This is a genomic window from Streptomyces sp. NPDC054796 (assembly GCF_053611545.1).
On record NZ_JBSHAO010000006.1, the window covers coordinates 65,921 to 91,401 of the forward strand.

At 73.4% G+C, this 25,481-nt stretch carries 22 protein-coding genes and 1 pseudogene; 17 read left to right on the top strand and 6 right to left on the bottom strand.

All coding sequences use genetic code 11. The annotated features are described in order from the left end of the window. Positions 1-178 precede the first annotated feature (178 nt). On the top strand, positions 179-412 hold the full coding sequence (gene chpH, locus ACWGJ2_RS07105; RefSeq protein WP_453344965.1) for a chaplin ChpH: 234 nt from the start codon (positions 179-181) through the stop codon (positions 410-412). 154 nt (positions 413-566) lie between these two features. Beyond that, positions 567-1,385 (top strand): chaplin, encoded by an 819-nt coding sequence (locus ACWGJ2_RS07110; protein WP_453344966.1) that lies wholly within the window; start codon positions 567-569, stop codon positions 1,383-1,385. Between the two features lie 248 nt (positions 1,386-1,633). On the opposite strand, the gene ACWGJ2_RS07115 is transcribed toward ACWGJ2_RS07110, so the two are convergent. Continuing rightward, the gene (locus ACWGJ2_RS07115) at positions 1,634-1,822 is read right to left on the bottom strand and encodes a DUF5703 family protein (protein WP_055498790.1); all 189 of its coding nucleotides are present in this window, start codon (positions 1,820-1,822) and stop codon (positions 1,634-1,636) included. A 47-nt stretch (positions 1,823-1,869) separates the two neighbouring features. On the opposite strand from ACWGJ2_RS07115, the gene ACWGJ2_RS07120 reads away from it, so the two are divergent. Continuing rightward, complete coding sequence (locus ACWGJ2_RS07120; RefSeq protein ID WP_453344967.1) at positions 1,870-2,574, top strand: hypothetical protein; 705 nt, start codon at positions 1,870-1,872, stop codon at positions 2,572-2,574. A 92-nt stretch (positions 2,575-2,666) separates the two neighbouring features. Here ACWGJ2_RS07120 and ACWGJ2_RS07125 read toward each other — a convergent pair. Beyond that, positions 2,667-4,838, bottom strand: a pseudogene (locus tag ACWGJ2_RS07125) (helix-hairpin-helix domain-containing protein); the annotation flags it as partial. After that, a complete protein-coding gene (locus ACWGJ2_RS07130) occupies positions 4,793-5,776 on the bottom strand; it encodes an aldo/keto reductase (protein WP_453344968.1) in 984 nt (327 codons plus the stop codon). The gene ACWGJ2_RS07130 and the pseudogene ACWGJ2_RS07125, both read right to left, overlap by 46 nt. 75 nt (positions 5,777-5,851) lie before the next feature. On the opposite strand from ACWGJ2_RS07130, the gene ACWGJ2_RS07135 reads away from it, so the two are divergent. Both ACWGJ2_RS07135 and ACWGJ2_RS07140 read left to right on the top strand, forming a co-directional pair. Continuing rightward, positions 5,852-6,904 carry an LLM class F420-dependent oxidoreductase gene (locus ACWGJ2_RS07135; RefSeq protein WP_453344969.1) on the top strand — a complete coding sequence of 351 codons (1,053 nt, stop codon included), beginning with the start codon at positions 5,852-5,854 and terminating at the stop codon, positions 6,902-6,904. A gap of 302 nt (positions 6,905-7,206) precedes the next feature. Next, positions 7,207-8,001: a ferritin-like domain-containing protein gene (locus ACWGJ2_RS07140; protein WP_453344970.1), complete on the top strand. Its 795-nt coding sequence runs from the start codon at positions 7,207-7,209 to the stop codon at positions 7,999-8,001. A 41-nt stretch (positions 8,002-8,042) separates the two neighbouring features. Here the strand turns inward: ACWGJ2_RS07140 and corA are convergent, their stop codons facing one another. Further along, on the bottom strand, positions 8,043-9,026 hold the full coding sequence (gene corA / locus ACWGJ2_RS07145; protein WP_453344971.1) for a magnesium/cobalt transporter CorA: 984 nt from the start codon (positions 9,024-9,026) through the stop codon (positions 8,043-8,045). Between the two features lie 76 nt (positions 9,027-9,102). On the opposite strand from corA, the gene ACWGJ2_RS07150 reads away from it, so the two are divergent. From ACWGJ2_RS07150 to mshC, 4 genes are all read left to right on the top strand, one after another. Next, the gene (locus ACWGJ2_RS07150; RefSeq protein ID WP_453344972.1) at positions 9,103-9,861 is read left to right on the top strand and encodes a histidine phosphatase family protein; all 759 of its coding nucleotides are present in this window, start codon (positions 9,103-9,105) and stop codon (positions 9,859-9,861) included. A 68-nt stretch (positions 9,862-9,929) separates the two neighbouring features. Continuing rightward, a complete protein-coding gene (locus ACWGJ2_RS07155; RefSeq protein WP_453344973.1) occupies positions 9,930-10,520 on the top strand; it encodes a DUF3090 domain-containing protein in 591 nt (196 codons plus the stop codon). Continuing rightward, positions 10,517-11,587 (top strand): SCO1664 family protein, encoded by a 1,071-nt coding sequence (locus ACWGJ2_RS07160; protein WP_453344974.1) that lies wholly within the window; start codon positions 10,517-10,519, stop codon positions 11,585-11,587. Before ACWGJ2_RS07155 ends, ACWGJ2_RS07160 begins: the two co-directional genes overlap by 4 nt. Positions 11,588-11,771: 184 nt before the next feature. Beyond that, complete coding sequence (gene mshC / locus ACWGJ2_RS07165; protein ID WP_453344975.1) at positions 11,772-13,001, top strand: cysteine--1-D-myo-inosityl 2-amino-2-deoxy-alpha-D-glucopyranoside ligase; 1,230 nt, start codon at positions 11,772-11,774, stop codon at positions 12,999-13,001. A gap of 370 nt (positions 13,002-13,371) precedes the next feature. Here the strand turns inward: mshC and ACWGJ2_RS07170 are convergent, their stop codons facing one another. Further along, positions 13,372-14,418, bottom strand: a complete 1,047-nt coding sequence (locus tag ACWGJ2_RS07170) for a PAC2 family protein (RefSeq protein ID WP_453344976.1) — start codon at positions 14,416-14,418, stop codon at positions 13,372-13,374. A 184-nt stretch (positions 14,419-14,602) separates the two neighbouring features. Here ACWGJ2_RS07170 and ACWGJ2_RS07175 point away from each other — a divergent pair, with 184 nt between their 5' ends. The 8 genes from ACWGJ2_RS07175 (at position 14,603) to ACWGJ2_RS07210 (ending at position 24,582) form a co-directional block, all read left to right on the top strand. Further along, positions 14,603-15,997 (top strand): L-fuconate dehydratase, encoded by a 1,395-nt coding sequence (locus tag ACWGJ2_RS07175; protein ID WP_453344977.1) that lies wholly within the window; start codon positions 14,603-14,605, stop codon positions 15,995-15,997. Continuing rightward, the gene (locus ACWGJ2_RS07180; RefSeq protein WP_453344978.1) at positions 15,994-16,806 is read left to right on the top strand and encodes an SDR family NAD(P)-dependent oxidoreductase; all 813 of its coding nucleotides are present in this window, start codon (positions 15,994-15,996) and stop codon (positions 16,804-16,806) included. The genes ACWGJ2_RS07175 and ACWGJ2_RS07180 overlap by 4 nt, the downstream gene beginning before the upstream one ends. Positions 16,807-16,924: 118 nt before the next feature. Beyond that, entirely contained in the window at positions 16,925-17,980 is a 1,056-nt protein-coding gene (locus ACWGJ2_RS07185) for a sugar ABC transporter substrate-binding protein (RefSeq protein WP_453344979.1), read from the top strand. After that, a complete protein-coding gene (locus ACWGJ2_RS07190; RefSeq protein WP_453344980.1) occupies positions 17,977-19,704 on the top strand; it encodes an ATP-binding cassette domain-containing protein in 1,728 nt (575 codons plus the stop codon). Before ACWGJ2_RS07185 ends, ACWGJ2_RS07190 begins: the two co-directional genes overlap by 4 nt. Continuing rightward, positions 19,701-20,765 carry an ABC transporter permease gene (locus ACWGJ2_RS07195; protein ID WP_453344981.1) on the top strand — a complete coding sequence of 355 codons (1,065 nt, stop codon included), beginning with the start codon at positions 19,701-19,703 and terminating at the stop codon, positions 20,763-20,765. The genes ACWGJ2_RS07190 and ACWGJ2_RS07195 overlap by 4 nt, the downstream gene beginning before the upstream one ends. 50 nt (positions 20,766-20,815) lie before the next feature. Further along, a complete protein-coding gene (locus ACWGJ2_RS07200) occupies positions 20,816-21,862 on the top strand; it encodes an aldo/keto reductase (RefSeq protein ID WP_453344982.1) in 1,047 nt (348 codons plus the stop codon). After that, entirely contained in the window at positions 21,852-22,670 is an 819-nt protein-coding gene (locus ACWGJ2_RS07205) for an amidohydrolase family protein (protein WP_453344983.1), read from the top strand. Before ACWGJ2_RS07200 ends, ACWGJ2_RS07205 begins: the two co-directional genes overlap by 11 nt. 202 nt (positions 22,671-22,872) lie before the next feature. After that, positions 22,873-24,582, top strand: a complete 1,710-nt coding sequence (locus ACWGJ2_RS07210; protein WP_453344984.1) for a glycoside hydrolase family 13 protein — start codon at positions 22,873-22,875, stop codon at positions 24,580-24,582. 42 nt (positions 24,583-24,624) lie between these two features. Here the strand turns inward: ACWGJ2_RS07210 and ACWGJ2_RS07215 are convergent, their stop codons facing one another. Then, positions 24,625-25,296, bottom strand: coding sequence for a FadR/GntR family transcriptional regulator (locus ACWGJ2_RS07215; protein ID WP_453344985.1), 672 nt, complete (start codon positions 25,294-25,296; stop codon positions 24,625-24,627). Positions 25,297-25,481 lie beyond the last annotated feature (185 nt).

The window sequence follows — 25,481 nt, forward strand, 5'->3', positions numbered from 1 at the left end:
ATGGAGAATCCGTACGGCCGCGAACGGACATGGCCGTACCGCGAATTCGGTATTCGGTCTTTCGTGCCCGTTGACCGGGACGAGTGAATACGTCGGTCTGCTCGTAGCCTGATTCCCCCTTCCTCGTTACAGGTGATGCGGTCCGCGGCTGGGACCGCATTGCCAACTAGGAGGAATCATGATCAAGAAGGTTGTCGCCGCCGCGGCTGCCACCAGCGGTCTGCTGCTCGCGGGTGCGGGCATGGCCGTTGCCGACTCCGGTGCCCAGGGCGCCTCTGTCAACTCTCCCGGCGTGCTCTCGGGCAACACCGTCCAGGCCCCGATCCACGTTCCGGTGAACGTCTGCGGCAACACCATCAACGTGATCGGCCTGCTGAACCCCGCCTTCGGCAACACCTGCGTCAACGACTGACGTTGCGCCTCAGCTCATGAGGATGTGAAGCCCGGCGGGCCCCGGAGCGCGTAGCGCGCTCCGGGGTCGTCGGGCCTTTCGGGCGAGTGGGGCGTCCCCTCGGGGGCCGCCCCCTCGCGTTACGTAGGCAGAAGGCAAGGCAGGGGATCGAAGCATGCGACAGGTCACCAGAAAGGGCCTGATCACCGTAGCCGCGGCGGGCGGTGTGCTGGCGATGACGGGCAGCGCCGCGCTCGCGGACTCGGACGCCAAGGGCGGCGCCGAGAACTCGCCGGGCGTGCTCTCGGGCAACTCCGTCGAGGTTCCCGTGGACGCGCCCGTCAACGCGTGCGGCAACACCGTCTCCGTGGTCGGCGCGCTGAACCCGGCCACGGGCAACCGCTGCGCCGGTGACGGCGGCTCGCACGGCGGGGGCCACGGGTCCCAGGCGCGTGCCGAGGGCGGGACGGCGAACTCGCCGGGGGTCGGCTCGGGCAACAACGTGAAGGCCCCCGTCGACGTTCCCGTGGACCTCTGCGGGAACAGCGCGAACGTCGTCGGCGTGGGCAACCCCGCCATGGGCAACGGCTGCGGGGACGGGTCCTCGGGGTATCCCGCGACGTCGCAGCAGAGCGCGCCGGGCGGCCACGGTCAGCTCGCGCGGAGCGACCCGCGGTCGGGGCGGACGGGCACGGGCCCGCAGGACGGCAAGGGCGACCCCCGGTCGGGCGAGCACACGGGCGAACACGGCGGCGCCCCGGGCAGCACGCCGGAGACGGGGTCCTCGGCCAAGCAGGCCGACGTGCGTGCCGCGTCCTCCCCGGAAGGCGGCGGCTCGGGTGACGCCTCCGTCTTCGGCGCGGGCGGCGAGCTGGCCGAGAGCGGTGCCGGGCAGGGCCTGGCCCTCGCCGCGCCCCTCGGCGCGGGGTTCCTGGTCGGTGGCTATGTCCTCTTCCGGCGCGCTCGCGGCGGTCGTCGGACCGCCCGGCACTGAGCGCGCGGGGCCGTCGCGGCGAACCCGCTTCCGGATCCGGGTCCGGGTCCGGTCACGGCGCTGAGGTCACGGCCGCGGCCGGTGCTTGACGGCCCCGGCGCCTCAGCAGCACCCCTCGGCACACGTTCCAGGGCCTCGCCCGGCGGACGACGGAGCGGGCCCCGCATCAGCGGGGCCCGCTCCGTCGTGTCGCGGGGCCTTGCGGTCGCACACATGAGGGCCGCCCGGCGCCCTGGAGGCGCCCGGGGTCACCAGGTGGCCCGGAGCTGGCGGATGATGCGGCGGCGCAGCCGCACCCTCCGGCTTCCGTCGGGATAGAGCCGCATGCGGGCCAACTCCCAGTGCCCGTACTCGGCATGGTCGGTCAGCAGTTGGGTCGCGGCCTTGCGGGAGACCCCGCGAGGCACGTACACATCGCGAAATTCGTATTCCGGCATCTCATCTATTGTGCGGGCACGGGCCCTCTGCGGATAGCGTCTGCACTATGTCTGATGCTGCGCAGCCCACCGCTGCCGACGTACGCGCCGCCGCTGAGGCGGTCAAAGCCGCGCTGGACCGGCACCTCGACGCGGTCGAGCGACGGGCGGAGGGGACGGGAGAGGACGGCGAGGACCCCGCCGCACCCGACGCCGCCGTCTACGCCGCGTTCGACGAGCTGGCCGCGGCGGGTGAGGCGTACGACGAACTTCTCTACGAGGTCTACGACGAGGTCACCCCCTTCGAGATCCCCGGCGGCGACACCATGCCGCCCTACACGGGCCCGGAGGAGCCCAACGCCCTCACTGTGCTGATACGGCGGGACTACACCGTCGCCCATCCACAGCGGCTGCTCGCCCAGGCGCAGCGCGTCACCGACCTCGACCCCGACTCGGCCGACGACGACGGCATCGCCGGGTCCTCGGCGGGCAGCAGCGTGCACGCCGCGCTGGGGGTGCTCTTCGGGGAGTACGAGGCGGACGAGATCGCGACCCGGCACAAGGAGTTCGGCCTGGAGGAGGGCGACTCCACCCTGTGGGTGCAGGCCGCCGACGAGCCCGGCGAACCGGGGGAGTGGCTGTCCGTGCCCTTCGACCAGGCCGACCCCGAACGGGTGGTGTGCCGCTTCGACGTCAGCTCGGCCTTCGACGAGGAGGAGCTGGGGCTGGAACTGGACGACGAGGGGCTGGAGGGCGGCACGCCCGCGCGATAGCGGACCGGGGACGGGGAGCGGCCGTCGTCGCGCACCGTCCCGGGGAGGCCCGGCCCTGTGCGGGCCGGGCCTCCCGGGTTTCCCGGGCCGGGCTACTCCGGCGGCTCCGCCGGAGCCGTGGCGGCGCGCGCTGCCTGGACCAGCAGCGTACGCAGCCGGGTGGTGCGCTCAGGGGCCCGTACGGAGGAGACGGCGCGCGGCAGCGCGTCCTCGGCGCCGTGGACGACGGACAGATGCCGCGAGCCGCGGCCGAACGCGGTGTAGACCCACTCGCGGGTCAGGGCGCCCGTGGCATCGCCCGGCAGCACGACCACGGCGGCGGGCCAGCGGGTACCGGCCGCCTGGTGCGCCGTGACCGCCCAGCCGTGCCGAACCGACTCGGCGACCCGTTCGCGCGGGACGACCACGGGGAGCCCCGAGCAGTCGAGGTGGAGCCCGGCCTCGTCGGCGGTGACGACGGTGCCCACCGTCGTGCGCCCGGGCGCGGGGGAGTGGGCGACGCGGTCTCCGGGGTCGAAGCCGCCGAAGCGCCCCGGACCCGGGTTGAGCCGTTCCTTGAGCGCGGCGTTCAGCGCGCGGGTACCCGCCGCGCCGCCGTGGCCAGGGGCGACCACCTGGGTGTGCTCGGTGGGGACGCCGATGGCGCGCGGCACCGAATCGGCGACCAGCTGGACGGTGCGGTGCACGGCCTCGCCCGCGTCGCGCACGGGCACGATGACGACCTCCTTGCCGGGCGCCTCCACCTGGTTCAGCTCGCCGATGCCGATGCCCGAGACCAACTCGCCGACGGGGCCTGGGTCGGGCGTACGGGAAGCGATCTGCGGGCAGGTGCGCGAGGCCAGCACATCGGCGAAGACCCGGCCGGGTCCGGCGGAGCCCAGCACCATCGGGTCCCCGCTCAGGACAAGGCGCACGCCGTCCGGCAGCGACTCCGTGAGCATGGTGGCCGTCTCGGCGTCGAGCAGCGGAGCGTCGCACACCGCGAGGAGGTCCAGGGCCCACGCCCCGTCCTCGTCGCGCTCCGGGCCCTCACGGCCGCTGAGCAGCCCGGCGACGGTGACCGCGGCCGAACCGTCGGCCGGAGTGGCGTCGGCACCGTTCTCGTCGGCGGTCCCGGCGGTCCCGGCGCTCCCGGCGGCCCCGGTGAGGAAGCGGGCGGCGCGGAGCCGTCCGTCCTCCGTGTGCGTCGCCGCGTAGGCGCGCAGGCCCAGCGCCCTGGCCGCGGCCACCAGAGCGAGGGGTTCGGCGCGTGCGGCCTCGCCCCCGGTGTGGGCCACCAGGCCGTGTGCGGAGGCGGCGCGGATCAGCTCGGCGGCAGAGGGGGAGGGGGCGGCGGAGGCCGCGGCCTCCCAGGCCGCGCGGTCCACGACCGGGGCGGCCGGGGCACCCCCGTCCGCGTCCTCTCCCGGCGCGCCCTCGTCCTCCGCATCCTCCGCGTGCTCCGGGGGCGGGGTGAACGTGCTGGTGACGCGGGCCAGGCCGTCGGCAAGGGACTCCTCGGCCAGGGCATAACGGTCCAGGCCCATCAGCAGCCGTACCGGCCGCTCCTCCTCGCCCTCTGCGGGCTCCCCTTCCCCGGCGGGCGCCGCCTGGGAGGAGACCGGGGCGCCGGTACCGGCGCCGCCCAGCGCGTCCAGCGCGTCCTCGAAGACGAGCACCGCGCCCGCGTCCACGGCGGAGCGCACCGCCTCCTCGGCATCGGGGACGGAGTGCTGCGCGAGGCTCTTGGCGAGCGCGGCGGGCTCCAGCGCGGTGTGCCCCGCCAGCGCGGCGCGCTCCAGCAGCCAGCCGACCAGGGCCTGGGCGCGCCGCTCGTCATCGGGCCCGCAGTCATCGCCCAGCAGCGCACGGGCGAAGCCGTCCGCCTGCTCGGGGCGCACGCCAGGGACGGCGAGGAGCTGCCAGGGGTCGGTGCGCAGCAGTTCGTCCGCCTGTTCGCCGAGGGTCTCCACGACCCGTGCGGCCAGCTCCTCCGGCGCGCCGCCCTCGGCGAGCACGGCCCGCACGGCGTCGGGCACCGTACGGGGGCCCGGCGCGGCGCCTCCCGCGCCCGCGACGGGGCCGGGTCCGGACGCGGGCGCCGGACCGGCGGCCCTGGCCGGTGGGCGCGCGGCGCGGCGCGGCGCCTGCTCGGGCTCGGCGAAGAACGAAGCGGCGGAGCGCTCGCCGCTCTCCACCGCGCGTACGGCCGCGAGGAGTTCGGCTGCCTTGTCGGTCGTCACAGCTCGCTCCAGTCCTGGTCGGGATAGCGGTGCACCGGGGCCGACACATCGTCGAGCGCCCGGCAGATCTCGTCAGGAAGACTAAGCCCCTCCACTGACAAAGCCGCCGTGAGCTGCTGCGACGTGCGTGCTCCTATGATCGGCGCGGCGACTCCGGGCCGGTCGCGCACCCACGCCAGGGCCACGTGGAGCGGGCTGACGGCCAGTCCGTCGGCGGCCGTCGTCACCGCGTCCACGATCCGCGCCGCCTCCTCGTCCAGGTACGGGGCGACGAAGGCGGCCATCAGGTCGGAGGCGCCCCGCGAGTCGGGCGGCGTGGCGTGGCGGTACTTGCCCGTCAGCACGCCGCGCCCCAGGGGTGAGGAGGGCAGCAGTCCGACGCCGAGGTCCAGCGCGGCGGGCAGCACCTCGCGCTCGACGCCGCGCTGGAGCAGCGAGTACTCCATCTGCGTGCTCGCCAGCCGCGTGCGCGTCCCGGGCGCGGCGAGCTGCCAGGTGGCGGCCTTGGCGAGCTGCCAGCCGGAGAAGTTGGAGATCCCCGCGTAGCGGGCCCGGCCCGAGCTGACGGCCATGTCCAGGGCGCCGAGGGTCTCGTCGAGCGGCGTCATGGGGTCAAAGGCGTGCACCTGCCACAGGTCGACGTAGTCGGTGCCCAGGCGCTCCAGGGAGGCGTCCAGCGCGTCGAGGAGGTGGCCACGGGAGCCGTCGAAGCGGCGCTCGGGGTCGGGCACGCTGCCCGCCTTCGTGGCGATCACCAGATCGCGTCGGGGCACCAGCCCCTCCAGCAGCTTGCCGAGGAGATATTCGGCACCTCCGTCCGCGTAGACGTCGGCGGTGTCCACGAGGGTGCCGCCCGCCTCCCAGAAAACCTTCAGCAGGTCGGCGGCCTCGCGCTCGCCGGTGTTCCTGGCCCAGGTGAGCGTGCCGAGCCCGATCCGGGATACGCGCAGGCCCGTGCGGCCCAGGTGCCTTTGCTCCATGGCCGTTGAGGTTACTTGCGGCCCCGCGTTACAGTCCGGGGGACAGGGACGTTACTGATCAGTAAGGGGGCCGTGATGCGGCTCGGTATCAACCTCGGTTACTGGGGCGCCGGCATGGACGCGGACAACCTCGCCGTCGCCCAGGAGGCCGACCGCCTCGGCTACTCCGTCTGCTGGGCCGCCGAAGCCTACGGCTCGGACGGGCCCACCGTGCTCTCCTGGGTCGCGGCTCAGACGGAGAGCATCGACGTCGGCTCGGCGATCTTCCAGATCCCGGCCCGTACGCCCGCGATGACCGCGATGACGGCGGCCACCCTCGACTCGCTCTCCGGCGGGCGCTTCCGGCTCGGGCTCGGCGTCTCCGGGCCGCAGGTGTCCGAGGGCTGGTACGGCGTGAAGTTCGACAAGCCGCTGGCCCGCACCCGCGAGTACGTCGAGATCGTCCGCAAGGCCATGTCCCGCGAGCGCCTGACCCACGAGGGCGAGCACTGGACGCTGCCGCTGCCCGACGGGCCCGGCAAGCCGATCAAGCTCACCGTGCACCCGGTGCGCGAGGAGATCCCGCTCTACATCGCCGCGATCGGCCCCAAGAACCTGGAGCAGACGGGCGAGATCGCCGACGGCGCCCTGCTGATCTTCTTCTCGCCCGAGCACGCGGAGGAGACCACGCTCCAGCACCTGCGCGCCGGGCGTGAGAAGGCGGGCAAGGACTTCGCGGGCTTCGACGTGTGCCCGACCGTGCCGATGGCCGTGGGCGACGACGTGGACGGACTCGCGGACCTCTTCCGCCCCTACACCGCGCTCTACGTAGGCGGCATGGGCAGCCGCAAGCAGAACTTCTACAACAAGCTCGCGCAGCGCATGGGCTACGAGAAGGAGGCCGCCGAGATCCAGGACAAGTACCTGGCGGGCGACAAGGAGGGCGCCGCGGCTGCCGTGCCCCGCGAGCTGATCGACTCCACCACCCTGCTCGGCCCCGTCGACCGCATCGCGGACCGCATGCGCGCCTACGCCGAGGCCGGGGTGACCACGCTCTCGCTGGCCCCCGCGGGCTTCACTCGCGAGGAGCGCATCGCGTCCGTGCGGGCCGGTGTGGAGGCCCTGGAGCGGGCCGGGGTGGCTTCCTGAACCGAGCCCGGAACCGAGCCCGGAGACGGGCCCGGAGGGCGAGGGGAAGCGTCGGAGGTATCGCGGCCGTGGTGGGGGCTCGGGGGTCTTCCCCGCCACGGCCGTCACGGGGCACAACGCGTGGGGTCCTGGCGGGGTTACGGGCCCGCGGGCCCGCCCGTGGGTACGGATCGGCCCCGGATACGCGCCCGGAGGCACCAGCGGGCTCCTTCGTTCGGCGCAGCTCCGGCGTGGAGGTGTTGCCTGTCCGGGTATGCCGCATTTGACTCGTCCTCCGGGTTACCTGCACGGAGGTGGGTTCGATGCTCTCGGCCAGAAGTCTTTTCCAGGAGATCCTCGGCGACGACGAGTCGTTCCGGCTCTTCTGCTCCATCGCCGCGAGCGGTGAGGCGCAGGGCGGCTGGGAGAACGGGCGCATCGCCGCGCTCCTCCCCGAGAGCCAGCGCGCGCTGGCCCCGAAGGTGGCGCGGCACGGCGCCGACGAGGACAAGCACGGGCGCCTGTTCCACGCCCTGCTGCGCAAGCGCGGGCTCGAACCCGTCGAGGTGCCCGAGGACACCGACTACACCATGCTCCTGGAGGGCCTGGGCGTCGGCCTGGCGCACGAGAAGCTGCGCCGCGACGAACGGCTGACCGAGCACGACGTCCTGGCCTACCTCGCCCACAGCCGGATCACGGAGGAGCGGGCCGCGAGCCAGATGGCGCTGCTCACGAGGCACTTCGGGGACGACCCCGACATCGGCAGGGCCGTCAAGATGATCTCCGCTGACGAGGACAATCACCTCGCCTACTGCCACGAGGAACTGCTGCGGCTGGCCCGCGCCGGACACGCGCGCACCATCCACCGGCTGCTGCGGGAGAGCGTCCGCGTCGAGATGCGCGCCTACCGCGACGTGAGCCTCGCCGTGATGGCCAGGATGGGGCGCATCCTGGGCTGGCCGAAGGCGAAGTACGGGGCGCTGGCGCTGGGCATCCACGCGGTGTACGTGTACGAGCGGCTGCTCGGCTGGCGGCGCCTGGTCGCGCTGACGATGCCCGAGCGGCGCGACGCGATGGGCGGCGGCCCGGCCGCCCCCTCTGCGCCCGAGTTCGCCTGAAACCTCCGTACGGCCCCGTATCCGTCCCGCGCCGCGCGGGATCAGAGCCAGCCGCGGTGCTTGAAGACCCGGTAGAGCGCGAAACAGGCCGCGGCCATCACCGCGATCACCGCCGGATAGCCCCACACCCAGTGCAGCTCCGGCATGTGGTCGAAGTTCATGCCGTAGACCCCGGCGATGGCCGTCGGAATCGCGAACATCGCGGCCCAGGCGGAGATCTTGCGCATGTCGTCGTTCTGGCGCACCCCCATCTGCGCCAGATGCGCCGAGAGGATGTCGGACAGCAGCCGGTCGAGGCCGTCGACCTGCTCGTTCACGCGGGTGAGGTGGTCGCTGACGTCACGGAAGAAGGGCCGGGAGCCGCCGTGCACGAAGGGCACCCCGGCGCCCGCGAGCCGCTCCATGGGCTCGGACAGCGGTGTGGTGGAGCGGCGGAACTCCAGGACCTGGCGCTTGAAGTCGTAGATCCGGCTCGCCGTGCTCCGCCGCACCTGGCCCTCCGGTGCGAAGACGACCTCCTCCAGGTCGTCCAGGTCCACATGCAGATCGACGCCGATCTCCAGATAGCGGTCCACCACGGCGTCGCTCACCGCGTACATCACCGCCGTGGGGCCCTGTCTGAGCAGCTCCGGGTCCTCTTCCAGCCGCTCCCGCACGGTGCCGAGCGGGTTGGCCGAACCGTGGCGCACGGTGACCACGAACGAGTCGCCCACGAAGATCATCAGCTCTCCCGTGCTCACCGTGCCCGAGGCGTCGTCGTACGACATGGGCTTCAGCACCAGGAAGAGCGAGTCGGAGTAGACCTCCAGCTTCGGCCGCTGGTGCGCGGACAGCGCGTCCTCGACGGCCAGGGGGTGGAGCGCGAAATCGCTGGTCACCCTCGAGAACTCGGCCTCGGTCGGCTCGTGCAGCCCGATCCACAGGAACGCGTCCCCCGCCCCGCGTGCCTTGGACAGTGCTTCGGAGAAGTCCGACGGGCCCTCCGTGCGGCGCCCGTCCTGGTAGATGGCGCAGTCCACGATCACGTGGGAATTCTCCCCCGTCACGCCCGTCGCACAACCGGACGACCGCCCATTCGGCGGCTCGCTTAGGGTGGCGGACATGCCCACGTTGATCCTCGTCCGGCACGGCCGGTCCACCGCCAACACCGCAGGACTGCTCGCGGGCTGGACCCCGGGCGTCGCCCTGGACGAGCACGGCCGTACGCAGGCCGCCGCGCTGCCAGGACGGCTCGAAGGGCTGCCGCTGGCGGCCGTCGTCACCAGCCCGCTCCAGCGCTGCCAGGAGACCATGGCCCCGCTGACGCAGGCCCGTCCGGAGCTGCCGCTGCACACCGACGAGCGCGTCGGGGAGTGCGACTACGGAGACTGGAGCGGGCGCAAGCTCAGCGAGCTGTCCGAGGAGCCGCTGATGAACGTCGTCCAGCAGCACCCCTCGGCCGCCGCCTTCCCCGGGGGCGAGTCGATGCGCGGGATGCAGGCCCGCGCGGTCGAGGCCGTACGGGACTGGAACGCGCGGATCGCCGCCGAGCACGGCGAGGGTGCCACGTACGCGATGTGCTCGCACGGCGACATCATCAAATCGATCGTCGCCGACGCGCTGGGCATGCACCTGGACCTCTTCCAGCGGATCTCCGTCGGCCCCTGCTCGGTGACCGCCATCCGCTACACGCCGCTGCGCCCCTTCCTGCTCAGGCTCGGCGAGACCGGCGAGCTGGGCTCCCTCGCGCCCCCCGAGGCTCCGCCGGAGGAGGACGGCGAGGAGGCCGGGACCGGGGCCGGAACGGAAGCGGGGAAGGCGGCGGGGGACGGCGCGCGGGACGCGCGAGAGGCCAACGCCACTGTGGGGGGCGGCGCGTAGGCGCGATGATCGGCGCGCGCAGTAGGGTGCCATTGACCGAGTAGTCGTCAACTTCAACGGAGCAGGACGTGTCCCGTCAGGTGTTCCTTTACGACCCGCCGGACCGATTCATCGCCGGTACGGTCGGGCTCCCAGGGCGGCGCACCTTTTACCTTCAGGCGTCGGCCTCGGGTCGTACCACCAGTGTCGCTCTGGAAAAGGCGCAGGTCGAAGCGCTCGCAGAGCGGATCGACGAGCTGCTTGACGAGGTCGTGCGGCGCTCGGGCGGCAACGCGCCCGTGCCCGCCGTGGCTCCGCCCGAGATCGATGACACCGATCCGCTCCAGTCTCCCGTCGAGGAGGAGTTCCGCGTCGGCACCATGGCGCTGGCCTGGGACGGCGAGGGTGAGCGGATGGTCGTCGAGGCGCAGGCCGTCGTCGAGCTGGAGGCCGACTCCGACGAGGACCTCGCCGAAGCCGAGGAGCGGCTGCTCCAGGACGACGAGAACGGCCCGCCGATGCTGCGGGTCCGCCTCAGCGGCACCCAGGCGCGCGCGTTCGCCAAGCGCGCGCTGGAGGTCGTGAACGCCGGGCGCCCGCCGTGCCCCCTGTGCAGCCTGCCGCTCGACCCGGAGGGACACGTATGTCCGCGCCAGAACGGATACCGGCGCGGCGAATGAGGCCCGACACCACCCCTCCCGAACCCTCCGACGTTCCTGACGCCCCCGACGCCACTGACGCTTCCGATGCCCCCGGTTCCGGTGCGGGTGCCCACGGTGACGCGGGTGCCGGTTCCGGTGCCGGGCGCGTAGCCGTCGCCCGTACGGAGGCCGATGCCGGTACCGGTACCGAGGTGCTGGCCGTGCTGGCGCACGGCGAGCTGACCGTACGGGGACGTATCCCCGGTGCCTCGAACGCGGTCCTCTTCTGCGGCGTCGAGCACGGGGGCCGCCTGCTCGACTGCGTCTACAAGCCCGTCGCGGGGGAGCGCCCCCTGTGGGACTTCCCGGACGGGAACCTCGCGCGGCGCGAGGTCGCCGCGTACGAGGTCTCGCGGGCCACCGGCTGGGACCTGGTGCCTCCGACGGTGCTGCGGGACGGTCCTTACGGCGAGGGCATGTGCCAGTTGTGGATCGAGGCGGCGGAAGCAGAAGGAGAGGCCGGAGAGGCCGGAGAGGCCGCCGGAGAGGGCTCTGAGGGGCCCTCGGGAGCCGAGGGGCACGACGAGTCGGCCGGGGACTCTGAGGGCCCTGGGGAGGGCGTGACGCCCCTGCTGGCCCTCGTGGACGGCGACGAACCGGGCGAGGGCTGGAAGGCCATCGGCTTCGTGGACGTCGGCGAGGACCGCACCGCGCTGCTCGTGCACGCGGACGACCCCCGGCTGCGCCGCCTGGCCGTGCTCGACGCGGTCATCAACAACGGCGACCGCAAGGGCGGCCATCTGCTGACCGACGCCATGGGCGGGCTCCACGCCATCGACCACGGCGTCACCTTCAACGCCGACGACAAGCTGCGCACGCTGCTGTGGGGCTGGGCGGGCGAGGAGCTGACCGCGGAGGCGGTGGCGGTGCTGCGCGGCCTCGCCGCGTCCCTGGCCGACGGTGCCCCGCTGGCCGTCCGGCTGGCGGAGCTGATCACGGAGACCGAGCTGGACGCCCTGCGCAAGCGGACCGAGGCGCTGCTCAGCTCGGGGCGCCACCCGCTGCCCAGCGGGGACTGGCCCGCCATTCCCTGGCCGCCCGTCTGACGGACGCGGGCCGGCGGACGCGGGTCGGCGGGTGCGGGTGCGGGCCGGCGGGTGCGGCAGGGGGCCGTGACGCGGGAGTGGCGTGCCTTGGCAAGAGCGCCTATCCGGCCATTTCCGTCGGGCACGAACGGACCTGTCGACTCCCGTCCGAATACGGAACAGCAGTCCGGGTTAGGCTCGATGCATGCATGCCTGGCCCGCTTCCGAGGTCCCCGCCCTGCCTGGTCAGGGTCGCGACCTGAGGATTCACGACACCTCGACCGACGGACGGGTCACCCTCGTCCCCGGTTCCGTCGCGCGTATCTACGTCTGCGGCATCACGCCGTACGACGCGACCCATCTGGGTCACGCGGCGACCTACAACGCGTTCGACCTCGTTCAGCGCGTATGGCTCGACACCAAGCGGCAGGTTCACTACATACAGAACGTCACCGATATCGACGATCCGCTGCTGGAGCGGGCCGTCGCCACCGGTGACGACTGGGAGTCCCTGGCGGAGCGCGAGACCGCGCTGTTCCGTGAGGACATGACCGCGCTGCGGATGCTGCCGCCGAAGCACTACATCGGCGCGGTCGAGTCCATTCCGCGCATCGTCCCGATGGTGGAGCGGCTGCGTGACCTGGGCGCCGCCTACGAGCTGGACGGCGACACGTACTTCTCCGTGGACGCCGACCCCCACTTCGGCGAGGTCTCCCGGCTGGACGCCGAGACCATGCGGCTGCTGTCCGCCGAGCGGGGAGGGGACCCGGAACGCCCTGGCAAGAAGAACCCCCTGGACCCCCTGCTGTGGCAGGCGGCCCGCGACGGGGAGCCGAGCTGGGACGGCGCCTCCCTGGGCACCGGGCGGCCCGGCTGGCACATCGAGTGCGTGGCCATCGCGCTGGAGCACCTCGGCATGGGCTTCGACGTGCAGGGCGGCGGCTCGGACCTCGCCTTCCCGCACCACGAGATGGGCGCCTCGCACGCCCAGGCGCTGACGTCCGAGCACCCCTTCGCGAAGACCTACGTCCACGCGGGGATGGTGGCGCTGGACGGCGAGAAGATGTCGAAGTCCAAGGGCAACCTGGTCTTCGTCTCGCAGCTCCGCAAGGACGGCGTCGATCCGGCGGCCATCAGACTCACGCTCCTGGCGAACCACTACCGCTCGGACTGGGAGTACACGGACGAGGTGCTGGACGAGGCCCAGGCGCGGCTCGCACGCTGGCGCGCGGCGGTCTCCCGTCCCGACGGGCCGTCGGCCGAGGCACTGGTCGAGGAGATCCGCGAGGCCCTCGCCGACGACCTGGACGCGCCTCGCGCCCTGGCCGCCGTAGACCGCTGGGCCCGGACCCAGGAGACGGACGGCGGCTCGGACGAGGGCGCTCCGGGGCTGGTCTCCCGCGCGGTGGACGCGCTGCTGGGCGTCGCGCTTTAGGCAGTGGCCTTGGTGTGGGTCGGGCTGGTGTGGGTCGGGCTGGTTCCGGCCCGCCCGGCCTGGCCCGGCCCGCCCGGCCTGGCCCGGCCCGCCCGGCCTGGCCCGGACCCGCCTGGCCCCGCCCGGCCTTGTACGGGGTGCGCCGTGCGCCTTGACGTGTGTTGCGGGGTGCTGCGGGTGCGTTCGGGTTGAGCGCGCAGTTCCCCGCGCTCCTGGGTGGGTGCCCCTGGTCGTGCTTCTCTGGGTGCGGGTGCGTCAAGGCCGGGCGCCCGCGGACGGACGACGGGCCGCGCCCCTGACGGGTGCGGCCCGTTCGTCGCGTGCGGGCGCCCGCGCCTTCCGTGACGGGGGCGCCGCTCAGCGCGGAGCGTCAGTCGTCGTCCGAGTCGTCGGATGACTCCCGCTTTGGGTCCTGTTCCGGCTGTTCCTGTTGTTCCTTCTGTTCCGCGTCCTCGTCCTTCGCCGAGGGCTTCGGAGCGCGGTTGCGGCCCGTGCTCGTGTCCCGCAGATACGTTCCGGGAGCGGATTCCGCTGCGCTGCCCGTGGCGGTTCCGCTCGTCGGGCCGTCGTCGCGGCGGCGCAGATAGCGTTCGAACTCCTTGGCGATGGCCTCGCCCGACGCCTCCGGCAGTTCCGCCGTGTCCCTGGCCTCTTCCAACGACTGCACGTACTCGGCGACTTCGCTGTCCTCGGCAGCCAGCTGGTCCACGCCCAACTGCCACGCGCGCGCGTCCTCGGGCAGCTCGCCCATGGGGATGTTGATGCCGATGAGGTCCTCGAGGCGGTTGAGGAGGGCGAGGGTCGCCTTCGGGTTGGGCGGCTGCGAGACGTAGTGCGGGACGGCGGCCCACAGGCTGACCGCGGGGACGCCCGCGTGGGTGCACGCCTCCTGGAGGATGCCGACGATGCCCGTCGGGCCCTCGTAGCGCGACTCCTCCAGGTTCATCGTGCGCGCCAGGTCCGGGTCCGAGGTCACGCCGGTCACCGGGACGGGCCGGGTGTGCGGGGTGTCGCCGAGCAGCGAGCCCATCACCACGACCATCTCCACGCCCAGTTCGTGCGCGAAGCCCAGGATCTCGTTGCAGAACGACCGCCAGCGCATGCTCGGCTCGATGCCGCGCACCAGGACCAGATCGCGCTGCTTGCCCTTGCCGCCCGCGTCGTCGACGCGGACCACGGCGAGCCTGGTCGTCGGCCAGGTGATCTTCCGGTCCCCGCCGTCCAGCCACACCTGGGGCCTGTTGACCTGGAAGTCGTAGTAGTCCTCGGCGTCCAGGGCCGCGAACACCTCGCCCTTCCACTCCCGCTCCAGATGTCCGACCGCCGTGGAGGCTGCGTCGCCGGCGTCGTTCCAGCCTTCGAACGCGGCCACCATGACCGGGTCGACCAGCTCGGGAACTCCCTCGAGCTCGATCACCCAGCGCCTCCTTCCGGCCGGAGCGGAGCGCCTCGCTCCGTACCGGCTGCCGTTCCTCTTACGTGTTATGTGCGGCCCCCAGCCTACGGCGTGACGGTGCCCGTGCCGCAGTCCTCGCACGCCTTCAGATCCTCGGTGCACACCTCTGGACTCCGTGGAGACGACACCGCTATACATCGGATGTATGAGCAGAGGTCCGATGTATCGCGTCACCGAGGCCGAGATCCACGACGTCCGCTTCCCGACCTCGGAGCAGCTCGACGGCTCGGACGCCATGAACCCCGACCCCGACTACTCCGCCGCCTATCTGATCCTGCGCACCGACGCCCCGGACGGCGAGGAGGGGCACGGCTTCTGCTTCACCATCGGCCGCGGCAACGACGTGGTCGTCGCCGCGCTCGAAGCGCTGCGCCCCTACGTCGTCGGCCGCCCGCTGGCCGAGGTCACCGGCGACCTCGGCGGGTTCCACAGGGAGCTGACGCACGACTCGCAGTTGCGCTGGCTCGGCCCCGAGAAGGGCGTGATGCACATGGCGGCGGGCGCCGTCGTCAACGCGGCGTGGGACCTGGCCGCCAAGCGCGCCGGACTGCCGCTGTGGGAGTACCTCGCCTCGTTCAGCCCCGAGGAACTCGTCGCGCTCGTCGACTTCCGCCACCTCACCGACGCGCTGACCCCCGAGGACGCGCTCGGCCTGCTGCGCGCCGCCGAGCCGGGCCGCGCCGAGCGGACGGCGCGGCTGCGCGCGCAGGGGTATCCCGCCTACACCACCTCGCCCGGCTGGCTCGGCTACGCCGACGACAAGCTGGTGCGGCTCGCCAAGGAGGCCGTCGCCGACGGCTTCACACAGATCAAGCTGAAGGTCGGCGGGGACCTGGCGGACGACGTGCGCCGGATGCGGCTGGCCCGCGAGGCGGTCGGCCCCGGGGTGCGCATCGCCGTGGACGCGAACCAGCGCTGGGACGTGGCGGAGGCCGTGCGCTGGATGGCGGAGCTGGCGCCCTTCGAGCCGCACTGGATCGAGGAGCCGACCAGCCCCGACGACGTCCTGGGCCACGCCGCCATCCGCGCGGGCCAGCCGGTGAAGGTCGCCACGGGCGAGCACACGGCCAACCGTGTCGTCTTCAAACAGCTCCTCCAGGCCGAGGCCGTGGACTTCGTCCAGATCGACGCGGCACGTGTCGCCGGGGTCAACGAGAACCTGGCCGTCCTGCTGCTCGCCGCCAAGTACGGGGTGCCCGTGTGCCCGCACGCGGGGGGCGTCGGACTGTGCGAACTGGTCCAGCACCTGGCGATGTTCGACTACGTCGCCGTCTCCGGCAGCAGGCGCGACCGCGTCATCGAGTACGTCGACCATCTGCACGAGCACTTCACCGACCCCGCCGTCGTCGAGAACGGGCGCTACCTGGCCCCCGAGGCGCCGGGGTTCTCCGCGCGGATGCGGCCCGAGTCCATCGCGGCGCACCGCTACCCGGACGGGCCGGTGTGGCGGGAGAGGGCAGGTCCGGGGGGCCCAGGGGGTCCGGGCGGCCCGGGACGGCACGAGTACGACGGGTCCGGCGAAGGGGAGACAGGACGATGACCACCACTCCGTCAGCACCGGGCGGGCCCGGCGCCTCCGGCGGCGACTTCGCGGGCATGGCCGCGCTCGTGACCGGCGGCGCCTCGGGCATCGGCGCGGCCGTCGCCGCACTGCTGCGCGACAGGGGCGCACGGGTCGCCGTGCTGGACCTCGACCCGTCCGGGGCGCCCGAGGGGACGCTCGCGCTGAAGGCCGACGTGACCGACGACGCGGCCGTACGGGCCGCCGTCGACCGTGCGGCGGTCGAACTCGGCGGGCTGCACACGGTCGTCGGGAACGCGGGCGTCGGAGCCATCGGCACGGTGGAGGACAACGACGACGCCGAGTGGCGGCGGCTGCTGGACATCAACGTGCTCGGCCTGGTGCGTACGGACCGCGCCGCGCTGCCCCATCTGCGGCGCGCCGCGGCCGAGCGGCCAGGCCATGTCTCCGTCACGCACACCTGCTCCATCGCGGCGACGGCGGGACTGCCGCAGCGTGCCGCGTACAGCGCCAGCAAGGGCGCCGTGCTCTCGCTGACCCTGGCGATGGCCGCCGACCATGTGCGCGAGGGCATCCGCGTCAACTGCGTCAACCCCGGCACCGTGGACACGCCGTGGGTCGGCCGGCTGCTGGACCAGGCGGACGATCCGGCCGCTGAACGGGCCGCGCTGGAGGCGCGGCAGCCGGCGGGGCGGCTGGTCGCGGCCGAGGAGGTCGCCGAGGCCGTCGCGCATCTGGCGAGCCCGCGCTCGGCGGCCGTCACCGGCACGGCGTTCGCCGTGGACGGCGGCATGCAGGGCCTGCGGCTGCGGCCCACCCGTACGTAACGGCCCCGGTCCACCGGACCCGCGACCGAGCGACCGACCGAGCAACCGAGCAACCGAGCCAGGCACCGACCGACCGAGCGCACGACCCAGGCACCGACCGAGGGAACGGGACGACCCCATGCGACTGCGCACGCGTACTCTCCGCACCACAGGCGCCACCGCCTGCGCCGTGCTCCTCGCGGGCACCGCGCTCGCGGGCTGCAACCGAGGCAGCGAGGGCGGCGCCGCCGCGAGCGGCAAGGTCGGCATCGACATGCCGCGCACCGACACCGACTTCTGGACCTCCTACCAGAGTTACGTGAAGAAGGGCGTCGCGGACGGGGTGGTGGACGCGCTGCCCCTCGCCAACTCCCAGAACGACGTCGCCAAGCTCGTCGCGAATGTGCAGACCTTCACCGACCAGCAGGCCAAGGCGATCGTCATGGCGCCCCAGGACACCGGGGCCATCTCCTCGACGCTGGAGAGCCTGGAAGAGCAGAAGATCCCCGTCATCAGCGTCGACACCCGCCCCGACGAGGGCAAGGTCTACATGGTGGTGCGCGCCGACAACCGTGCCTACGGGCGCAAGTCCTGCGAGTACCTGGGCGAGAAACTGGGCGGCAAGGGGCGCGTCGCCGAGCTGCAAGGGGACCTCAGCTCCATCAACGGGCGCGACCGCTCCCAGGCGTTCGCCTCCTGCATGAAGGAGAAGTACCCGGACATCAAGGTCCACGAGCTGCCCACCAACTGGGACGGCAAGGAGGCGTCGGCCAAGCTCCAGAGCCTGCTCGCGCAGCACCGCGACCTGGACGGCATCTACATGCAGGCGGGCGGCGCCTTCCTCCAGCCCACCTTGGCGCTGCTGGAGCAGAAGAACCTGCTCAAGAAGGCGGGCAGCGAGGGCCACATCCGGATCATCTCCAACGACGGCATCCCGGAGGAGCTGAAGGCGATCCGCGAGGGCAAGATCGACGCCACGCTCTCGCAGCCCGCCGACCTCTACGCCAAGTACGCGCTGCACTACGCCAGGGCGGCGCTCCAGGGCAAGGAGTTCAAGCCGGGCCCGACGGACCACGGCTCCGAGATCATCAAGATCCCGGGCGGCCTGGAGGACCAGCTTCCCGCGCCGCTGGTCACCAAGGAGAACGTCGACGACAAGGAGCTGTGGGCCAACCAGTTGGAGAAGGCGAAGTGAGCGGCCCCGCCGACGGGGAGGGGCCCGCTCCTGGCGCGTCCACGTCCGCGCCCGCCGCCGTGCACGCGGAGGGCATCGTCAAGCGCTACGGGGCCACGCTCGCCCTCGACGGCGTCGGCCTCACCGTCCGTCCGGCCGAGGCGCACGCGCTGGTGGGCCGCAACGGCGCGGGCAAGTCCACCCTCGTCTCCGTGCTCACCGGGATGGTCAGGCAGGACGCGGGCTCGGTCACCTTCGGGGGCGAGGCGGCGCCGCGCTACGGGGACACGGAGGCGTGGCGCTCGCGTGTCGCCTGCGTCTACCAGCGGTCCATGGTGGTGCCCGAGCTGACCGTCGCCGAGAACCTGTTCCTCAACCGCTTCCCCGCCGGGCGCGCCATCCGCTGGCGCGCGCTGCGCGAGCGGGCGCGCGCGGTGCTCGCCGAGTACGGGGTGGACGTGGACCCCGCCGCGCGCACGCGGGACCTGACCGTCGAGCAGCGGCAGTTCGTCGAGATCGCGCGGGCCCTGTCCTTCGGCGCCCGCACCGTCGTCCTCGACGAGCCGACGGCGCAGCTCGACGCGGCCGGTATCGACCGGCTCTTCGCGAAGCTGCGCGAACTGCGGGCCCAGGGCGTCGCGTTCCTCTTCATCTCGCACCATCTCCAGGAGGTGTACGAGCTGTGCGACACGGTGACCGTCTACCGCGACGCGCGGCACGTGCTGACGGCGCCCGTCGCCGGGCTGCCCAGGCGGGAGCTGGTCGCGGCCATGACCGGGGACGACGCGTCGCGCGGCGACAGCGCGGCGGCCCGCGCCCGCGAGCGCGCGCCCTCGGGAGCCGCCGCGCTCTCCGGCGGAGTGACCGTGGGCGAGCCGGTGCTGCGCGCCGAGGGGCTCGCGCTGGAGGGCGAGTTCGCGCCGCTCGACCTGTCCGTGCGCGCGGGCGAGGTGCTCGGCCTCGCGGGCGCCACGGCCAGCGGCAACACGGCCGTCGGCGAGACGCTGGTGGGGCTGCGCAAGCAGAGCGCGGGGACGGTTTCCGTGCGCGGCGAGACCGTGCGCCCCGGCAGCGTGCCGCACGCGCTGGACGCCGGGATCGGCTACGTGCCAGAGGACCGGCACCGGCAGGGCCTGGTCCCCGGGCGCAGCGTCGCGGAGAACGCCACGCTCACCGTCGCCGACCAGCTCGGCCCGTGGGGGAGCGTGCTGCCGTCCCGTACGCGGGAGTTCGCGCGCCGCATGATCGGCTCCCTCGACATCAAGACCTCGGGCCCTGACCAGCCCGTCTCCGGGCTCTCCGGAGGCAACCAGCAGAAGGTCGTCATCGCGCGGGCGCTGGCGCGCGAGCCCGGCGTCCTGGTCGCGATCCGGCCGACGGCGGGGGTGGACGTGAAGTCCAAGGACGCGCTGCTCGGCGTCGTACGGGACGTCGCCGACGCGGGCAGCGCCGCCGTGCTCGTCTCGGACGAGCTGGACGACCTGCGCGTCTGCGACCGGGTGCTCGCCCTGTTCCACGGGCGCGTGGTCGCGGAGTACGGGACGCGGTGGGGGGACCAGGAACTGGTCGCCGCGATGGAGGGGATGAGCGGGGCAGGGGCGGAAGGGGAGCAGGGGGCAGAGGGGGCGCGTCCGGAGGGGGAGCAGGGGGCGGGCGACCGGTCCGGTGACCCCGGCCGTCCCGGTGACCCCGGCAGCCCCGGCCGTACGGAGGGCGCCGACGCGCAGGAGGGGAACGCATCATGACCGAGACCACCCGGGCCGCCCGGTCGTCGGCCCGCGAAGTGGCGGACGGCAACGGGACGCCGCCACGAAGCCCCGCCGGTCAGGCCCGGCCCGTGCTCGCCCTCGCCAGATGGCGCGACCTCTCCCTCGTTCCGGTCATCCTCGTCCTCGGCCTGATCGGCTTCATCGTCTCGCCCGCGTTCCTGACGGCCGACAACCTCGTCGGCGTCGTCCAGCAGTCGACGGAACTGGGCCTGCTGGTGCTCGGGCTGGCCCTCGTCCTCATCTGCGGCCGGATGGACCTGTCCCTGGAGTCGACGCTCGGCGTCGCGCCCGTCATCGGGCTGTGGCTGGTGCTGCCGCCCGAGGGCGCGCGGTTCAACGGGCTCGGGCTGCTGCCGCTGTGGACGGCCATCCCGCTGTGCCTGGCCGTCGGCGCGCTGATCGGGACGGTCAACGGCTTCCTGATGCTCAAGCTGCGCGTCAACGGCTTCATCGCCACCCTCGGCATGCTCACCATGCTGCGCGGGCTGCACATCGGCGTCGCCGAGGGCCAGTCGATCGTGAACGTGCCCGACTCCTTCCGCTACCTCGGCAAGGCCGACTGGCTCGGCCTCCCGGCCGCCGTCTGGCTGTGCCTGGCGCTGTACGCGGTCACCGGCGCCGTCCTCGCGTACATGCGGCACGGGCGCGCGCTCTACGCGATCGGCGGCAACGCGGAAGCGGCGCGCGCCGCGGGCATCAGGACGGACCGCATCACCTGGATCGTCCTCGCCTTCGCGGGCACCCTCGCCGCCTTCGCGGGCATCCTCTACACGGGGCACTACGGCTCCGTCTCGGCCAGCCAGGGCGACGGCTGGATCTTCCAGGTCTTCGCCGCCGCCGTCATCGGCGGCATCGGGCTGCGCGGCGGGCGCGGCACCGTCTTCGGCGCGCTGACGGGCGTGCTGACGCTCCAGCTCGTCGTCAACGTCATGACGCTGGGCGGGGTGCCGCCGCTGTGGAACCAGTTCCTCAACGGCACGATCATCATCGTCGCGCTGATCATCTCCCGCTTCGCCAGCGGCGAGCGCCAGGAGTGAGGGCCAGGAGTGAGGGCCAGGAGTGAGGGCCGCGTGAAGGAGGGCATGCGATGCCGGTGACGGGAACGGGCGGCGCAACCGGAGGCGGGGGCGCGTACACGCTCGGGCTGGGCTGCGCCCAGCTCGGCAACCTCCACGCGCCCATGAGCGAGGAGACCGCGCACGCCATCGTGCACACCGCGCTGGAACTGGGCTGCCGCCACCTCGACACCGCGCCGCACTACGGCGTGGGCCTGTCCGAGGAACGCCTCGGGCGGGCGCTGGCAGGAGTCCCGCGCGACACGTACACCCTCTCCACCAAGGTCGGCCGCAGGCTCAGGCCCCTCGGGCCAGGCGAGCGCGTCGGGAGCGAAGAGAGCCAGGGCTTCGTGGACACCCCGCCGCGCGCCCGCGTCTGGGACTTCAGCCGCGACGGCGTCCACCGCACCCTGGAAGCCTCCCTGGAGCGCCTGGGCACCGACCACGTGGACACGGTGTACCTGCACGACGTCGAGAACCATCTGCGCGAGGTGTACGAGACCGGCTTCCCCGCGCTCGCCGAGCTGCGCGCGCAGGGTGTGGTGCGGCACATCGGCTTCGGCATGAACTACAGCGACGTGCTGGCGCGCCTGACGGCGGAGCTGGACGTGGACAGCGTGCTGTGCGCGGGCCGCTGGACGCTGCTGGACCGTACGGCCTTCGACGACCTGCTGCCGGTGTGCGCGCGGCGCGGCACCCGCGTGGTCGTCGGCGGGATCTACAACTCCGGGCTGCTCGCCGACCCGCGCCCCGGCGCACGCTACGACTACCGCCCCGCGCCCGACGCGCTCGTCCGGCGCGCCCAGCGGCTCCAGGAGGTGTGCGCGCGCCACGGCGTGCCGCTGCGCGCGGCGGCGCTGCGCTTCCCCTCCGGGCATCCGTCGGTCGCCTCGGCGGTCGTCGGCGCGTGCACGCCGGATGAGGTGCGGGACAACGTGCGGCTGTCCGCGTACGACATCCCCGGGGCGATGTGGCACGACCTCGTCGCCGAGGGGCTGCTCGACGCCGACCTGCCCCTGCCGACGGACACCACCCCCGGCCCGGACGGTGCGGACGGGAGGGGACCCGATGCGCGTTGACGCCCACCACCACCTGTGGGACCTCGGCCGCCGCGACCAGCCGTGGATGGACGGCCCGTGGGCCGACCCGATCCGGCGCACCTGGACGGAGGCCGATCTCGCCCCGCACCTGGACGCGCACGGCATCGACGCCACGGTCGTCGTCCAGGCGTGCTCGTCGGCCGCCGAGACCCGCGAACTGCTGGCGCTCAAGGAGCGCTCGGGCCGCGTCGCCGCCGTCGTCGGCTGGGCCGACCTCACCGCGCCCGGGGGCCCTGACCTCCCCGCCGGGCTGGCCGGGATACGCCACCAGGTGCAGGACGAGCCCGATCCCTCGTGGCTGTGCCGCGCCGACGTGCGTCGCGCGCTGGCCCGCGTCGCCGAGGCGGGGCTCGTCTACGAGCTATTGGTCACCCCGCGCGAACTGCCGGCGGCCGTGGCCACCGCGCGGGCCCTGCCCGAGCTGCGCCTCGTGCTCGACCACGCGGCGAAGCCGCCGATAGCGGCGGGGGAGTGGCAGCCGTGGGCACGGCTGACGGGGGAACTGGCCGCGCTGCCGAACGTCGGCTGCAAGCTGTCGGGGCTGGTGACCGAGGCCGACTGGCACGGCTGGACGCGGGACGAGGTGCTGCCCTGGGCCCGGCACGCGCTGGACGCCTTCGGGCCCGAGCGGGTCATGTTCGGCTCGGACTGGCCGGTGTGCGGACTGGCCGCTTCCTACGGCGAGGTCCACGCGCTCGCGGAGCACGCGACGTCCCATCTGTCGGCGGCCGAACGCGCTGCGGTCTTCGGCACCAACGCGGCCCGTACGTACGGGATCACGGCGTGACGGGCCGCGTGACGGGCTGACCGCCCCTGCCCGCCCTGCCCGCAGCGCCCGTTTTCCGGAGCCCCCGCCTCCCCGCAACCTTGTCCCGTGACGGCGCGTCCTCTCGTCACGACAGCCCCGTACGCCCCGCGTCCCGGCCCACCCCCACCCCTGCCCACCCCTGCCCCGCCCTGCCCTGCCCTGCCCTGCCCGAGAGGAACCCGTGAGCACGTCCCACACCCCGTCCCGCACCCGCGCAGCCGCCGGCTGGTGGCGGGAGTCCGTCGTCTACCAGGTCTACGTGCCCAGCTTCAGCGACTCCGACGGCGACGGGATCGGCGATCTGCGCGGGATCGCCGCCCGCCTCGACCACCTCGCCGGGCTCGGCGTGGACGCGCTGTGGCTGACCCCGTTCTACCCCTCGCCCTGGGCCGACGGCGGCTACGACGTCGCCGACCACCGCGACGTCGATCCGCGCCACGGCACCCTCGACGACTTCCGCCACCTCCTGGCGAGGGCACACGCGCTCGGCCTCAAGGTCATCGTCGACATCGTGCCCAACCACTGCTCGGACCAGCACCCCTGGTTCAGGGAGGCGCTGGCGTCGGCGCCGGGTTCCGCCGCGCGCGAGCGCTTCGTCTTCCGCGACGGCAAGGGGCCCGACGGGAGCGAGCCGCCCGCCGACTGGCGGTCCAAGTTCGGCGGCGGCGCGTGGACCCGCGTGCCCGACGGACAGTGGTACATGCACATCTTCGCGAAGGAGCAGCCCGACCTGAACTGGGAGAATCCGGAGGTCGCCGCCGACTTCGAGCGGACCCTGCGGTTCTGGCTGGACCTGGGCGTCGACGGGTTCCGGGTGGACGTCGCACACGGCCTGCGCAAGGACCTCGCGCCGCCGCTGCGCGACACCCGCGGCAGCGACAGTGCCCCGCTCAACGCCCCGCCCGAGGGCGACGACCACCCCTTCTGGGACCGCGACGAGGTGCACGAGATCCACCGCTCCTGGCGCAAGATCATCGACGAGTACACGCCCACCCGCGTCGCCGTGGCCGAGGCGGGCGTCAGCGCCTCCCGGCTGCCGCTCTACACCAGGCCCGACGAGCTGCACCAGGCGTTCAACTTCTTCCACCTGCGCTGCCCCTGGGACGCGGACTCCTTCCGTCGCGTCATCGACACCTCGCTGGAGGGCGCGCGCTCGGTCGGCTCCCTGCCGACCTGGGTGCTCTCCAACCACGACGTGGTCCGCCACGTCTCCCGCTACGCGCTGCCCGCGGGCACCGACCTGACGGCCTGGCTCGCCACGGACGGCACGACGCCCGCGCCTGACGAGGAGCGGGGCCGCCGCCGCGCCCGCGCCGGTGCGCTGCTGACGCTGGCACTGCCCGGCACCTCCTACCTCTACCAGGGCGAGGAACTGGGCCTGCCCGAGGTCGCCGACCTTGCGCCCGAGGCGCTGCGCGACCCGATGTGGGAGCGCACGGGGCACGCGCAGAAGGGGCGCGACGGCTGCCGGGTGCCGCTGCCGTGGGCGCGTACGGGGCCCTCGTACGGCTTCGGGCCCGATGGCAGCTGGCTGCCGCAGCCCGAAGGGTGGGGCGAGCGCTCGGCCGAGGCCCAGAACGGTGTGAAGGGCTCCTTCCTGGAGCTGTACCGCGCCGCGATCGCCCTGCGCCGCGCTTTCCGGGGCGACGAGGGCTTCACCTGGCTGCCCTCGGCCGACGGCGAACTCGCCTTCCGCAAGGGTGCCGATCACCCGGCCAGGGGCCTCGAATGCCGGGTCAACCTCGCGGGCGTGCCGGTTCCGCTGCCCGGGGAAGTGGAGGTGCTGCTGGCCAGCGAGGCGCTGCCCGACGACGGCCTGCTGCCGCCGGACACGGCGGTGTGGCTGCGACGGCGCTCCGGCGACGACCCCGGTCCGGGAGCCCTGGCGTAGGACACCCGCGCCGCGCCGCGCGCGTACGCCCGCGCCGCGCGCTCACAACGTCGAGCGCAGCCACTGCTCCACGCTCGCGACGTGCACCGTCGACCAGGAGCGGGCCGCCTCCGCGTCGCGCGCTCGCAGCGCGGCGAGGATCTGGCGGTGTTCGTGCAGGGTGCGGGGGACGGCGTTCTCCTGGGTCAGGCCGCGCCACACCCGGGCCCGTGTCGTGGGGCCCGAGAGGCCGTCCAGCAGGGAGCACAGCACGGAGTTGCCGGAGGCGGCGACGATACGGCGGTGGAACTCCAGATCGGCCGCGACCAGGTCTTCCACCGAGGGGTCGGGGCCCAGCGCGTCGAGCTGGGCCTCCAGCGCGTCGAGTTCCGCCTCGGAGATGCGGTCGCCCGCCATGGCCGTGGCTGCCGGTTCCAGGATGCGGCGTACGGCGAGGAACTCCAGGACCGTGTCGTCGCGGTGGAAGTCCACCACGAAGCTCATCGCCTCCAGCAGGAGCTGGGGGTCCAGGCTCGTGACGTATGTGCCGTCGCCCTGCCGTACGTCCAGGATGCGGATCAGGGACAGGGCGCGCACCGCCTCGCGCAGGGAGTTGCGGGACAGGCCCAGCTCGGTGGCCAGCTCGCTCTCCTTGGGCAGCCGGTCGCCGGGGCGCAGCGCGCCCGCGACGATCATTCCCTTGATCTTCTCGATCGCCTCGTCGGTAACCGCCACCGCTGCCTCCCCGTGCCCCTTCTCCGGAACCGGCCCCCTGCCCAGGACCCGCAGACCTCCGATGTCTGCCCGGTCATTATGGCCCTCGCCATGGCCCGGAGCGCCCGGCCGGGGAAAACCCCGAGGGGGAGCGGGCATGGTGCCCGCTCCCCCTCGGGAGGCGGGTACGCGCTCGGCGTACCCCT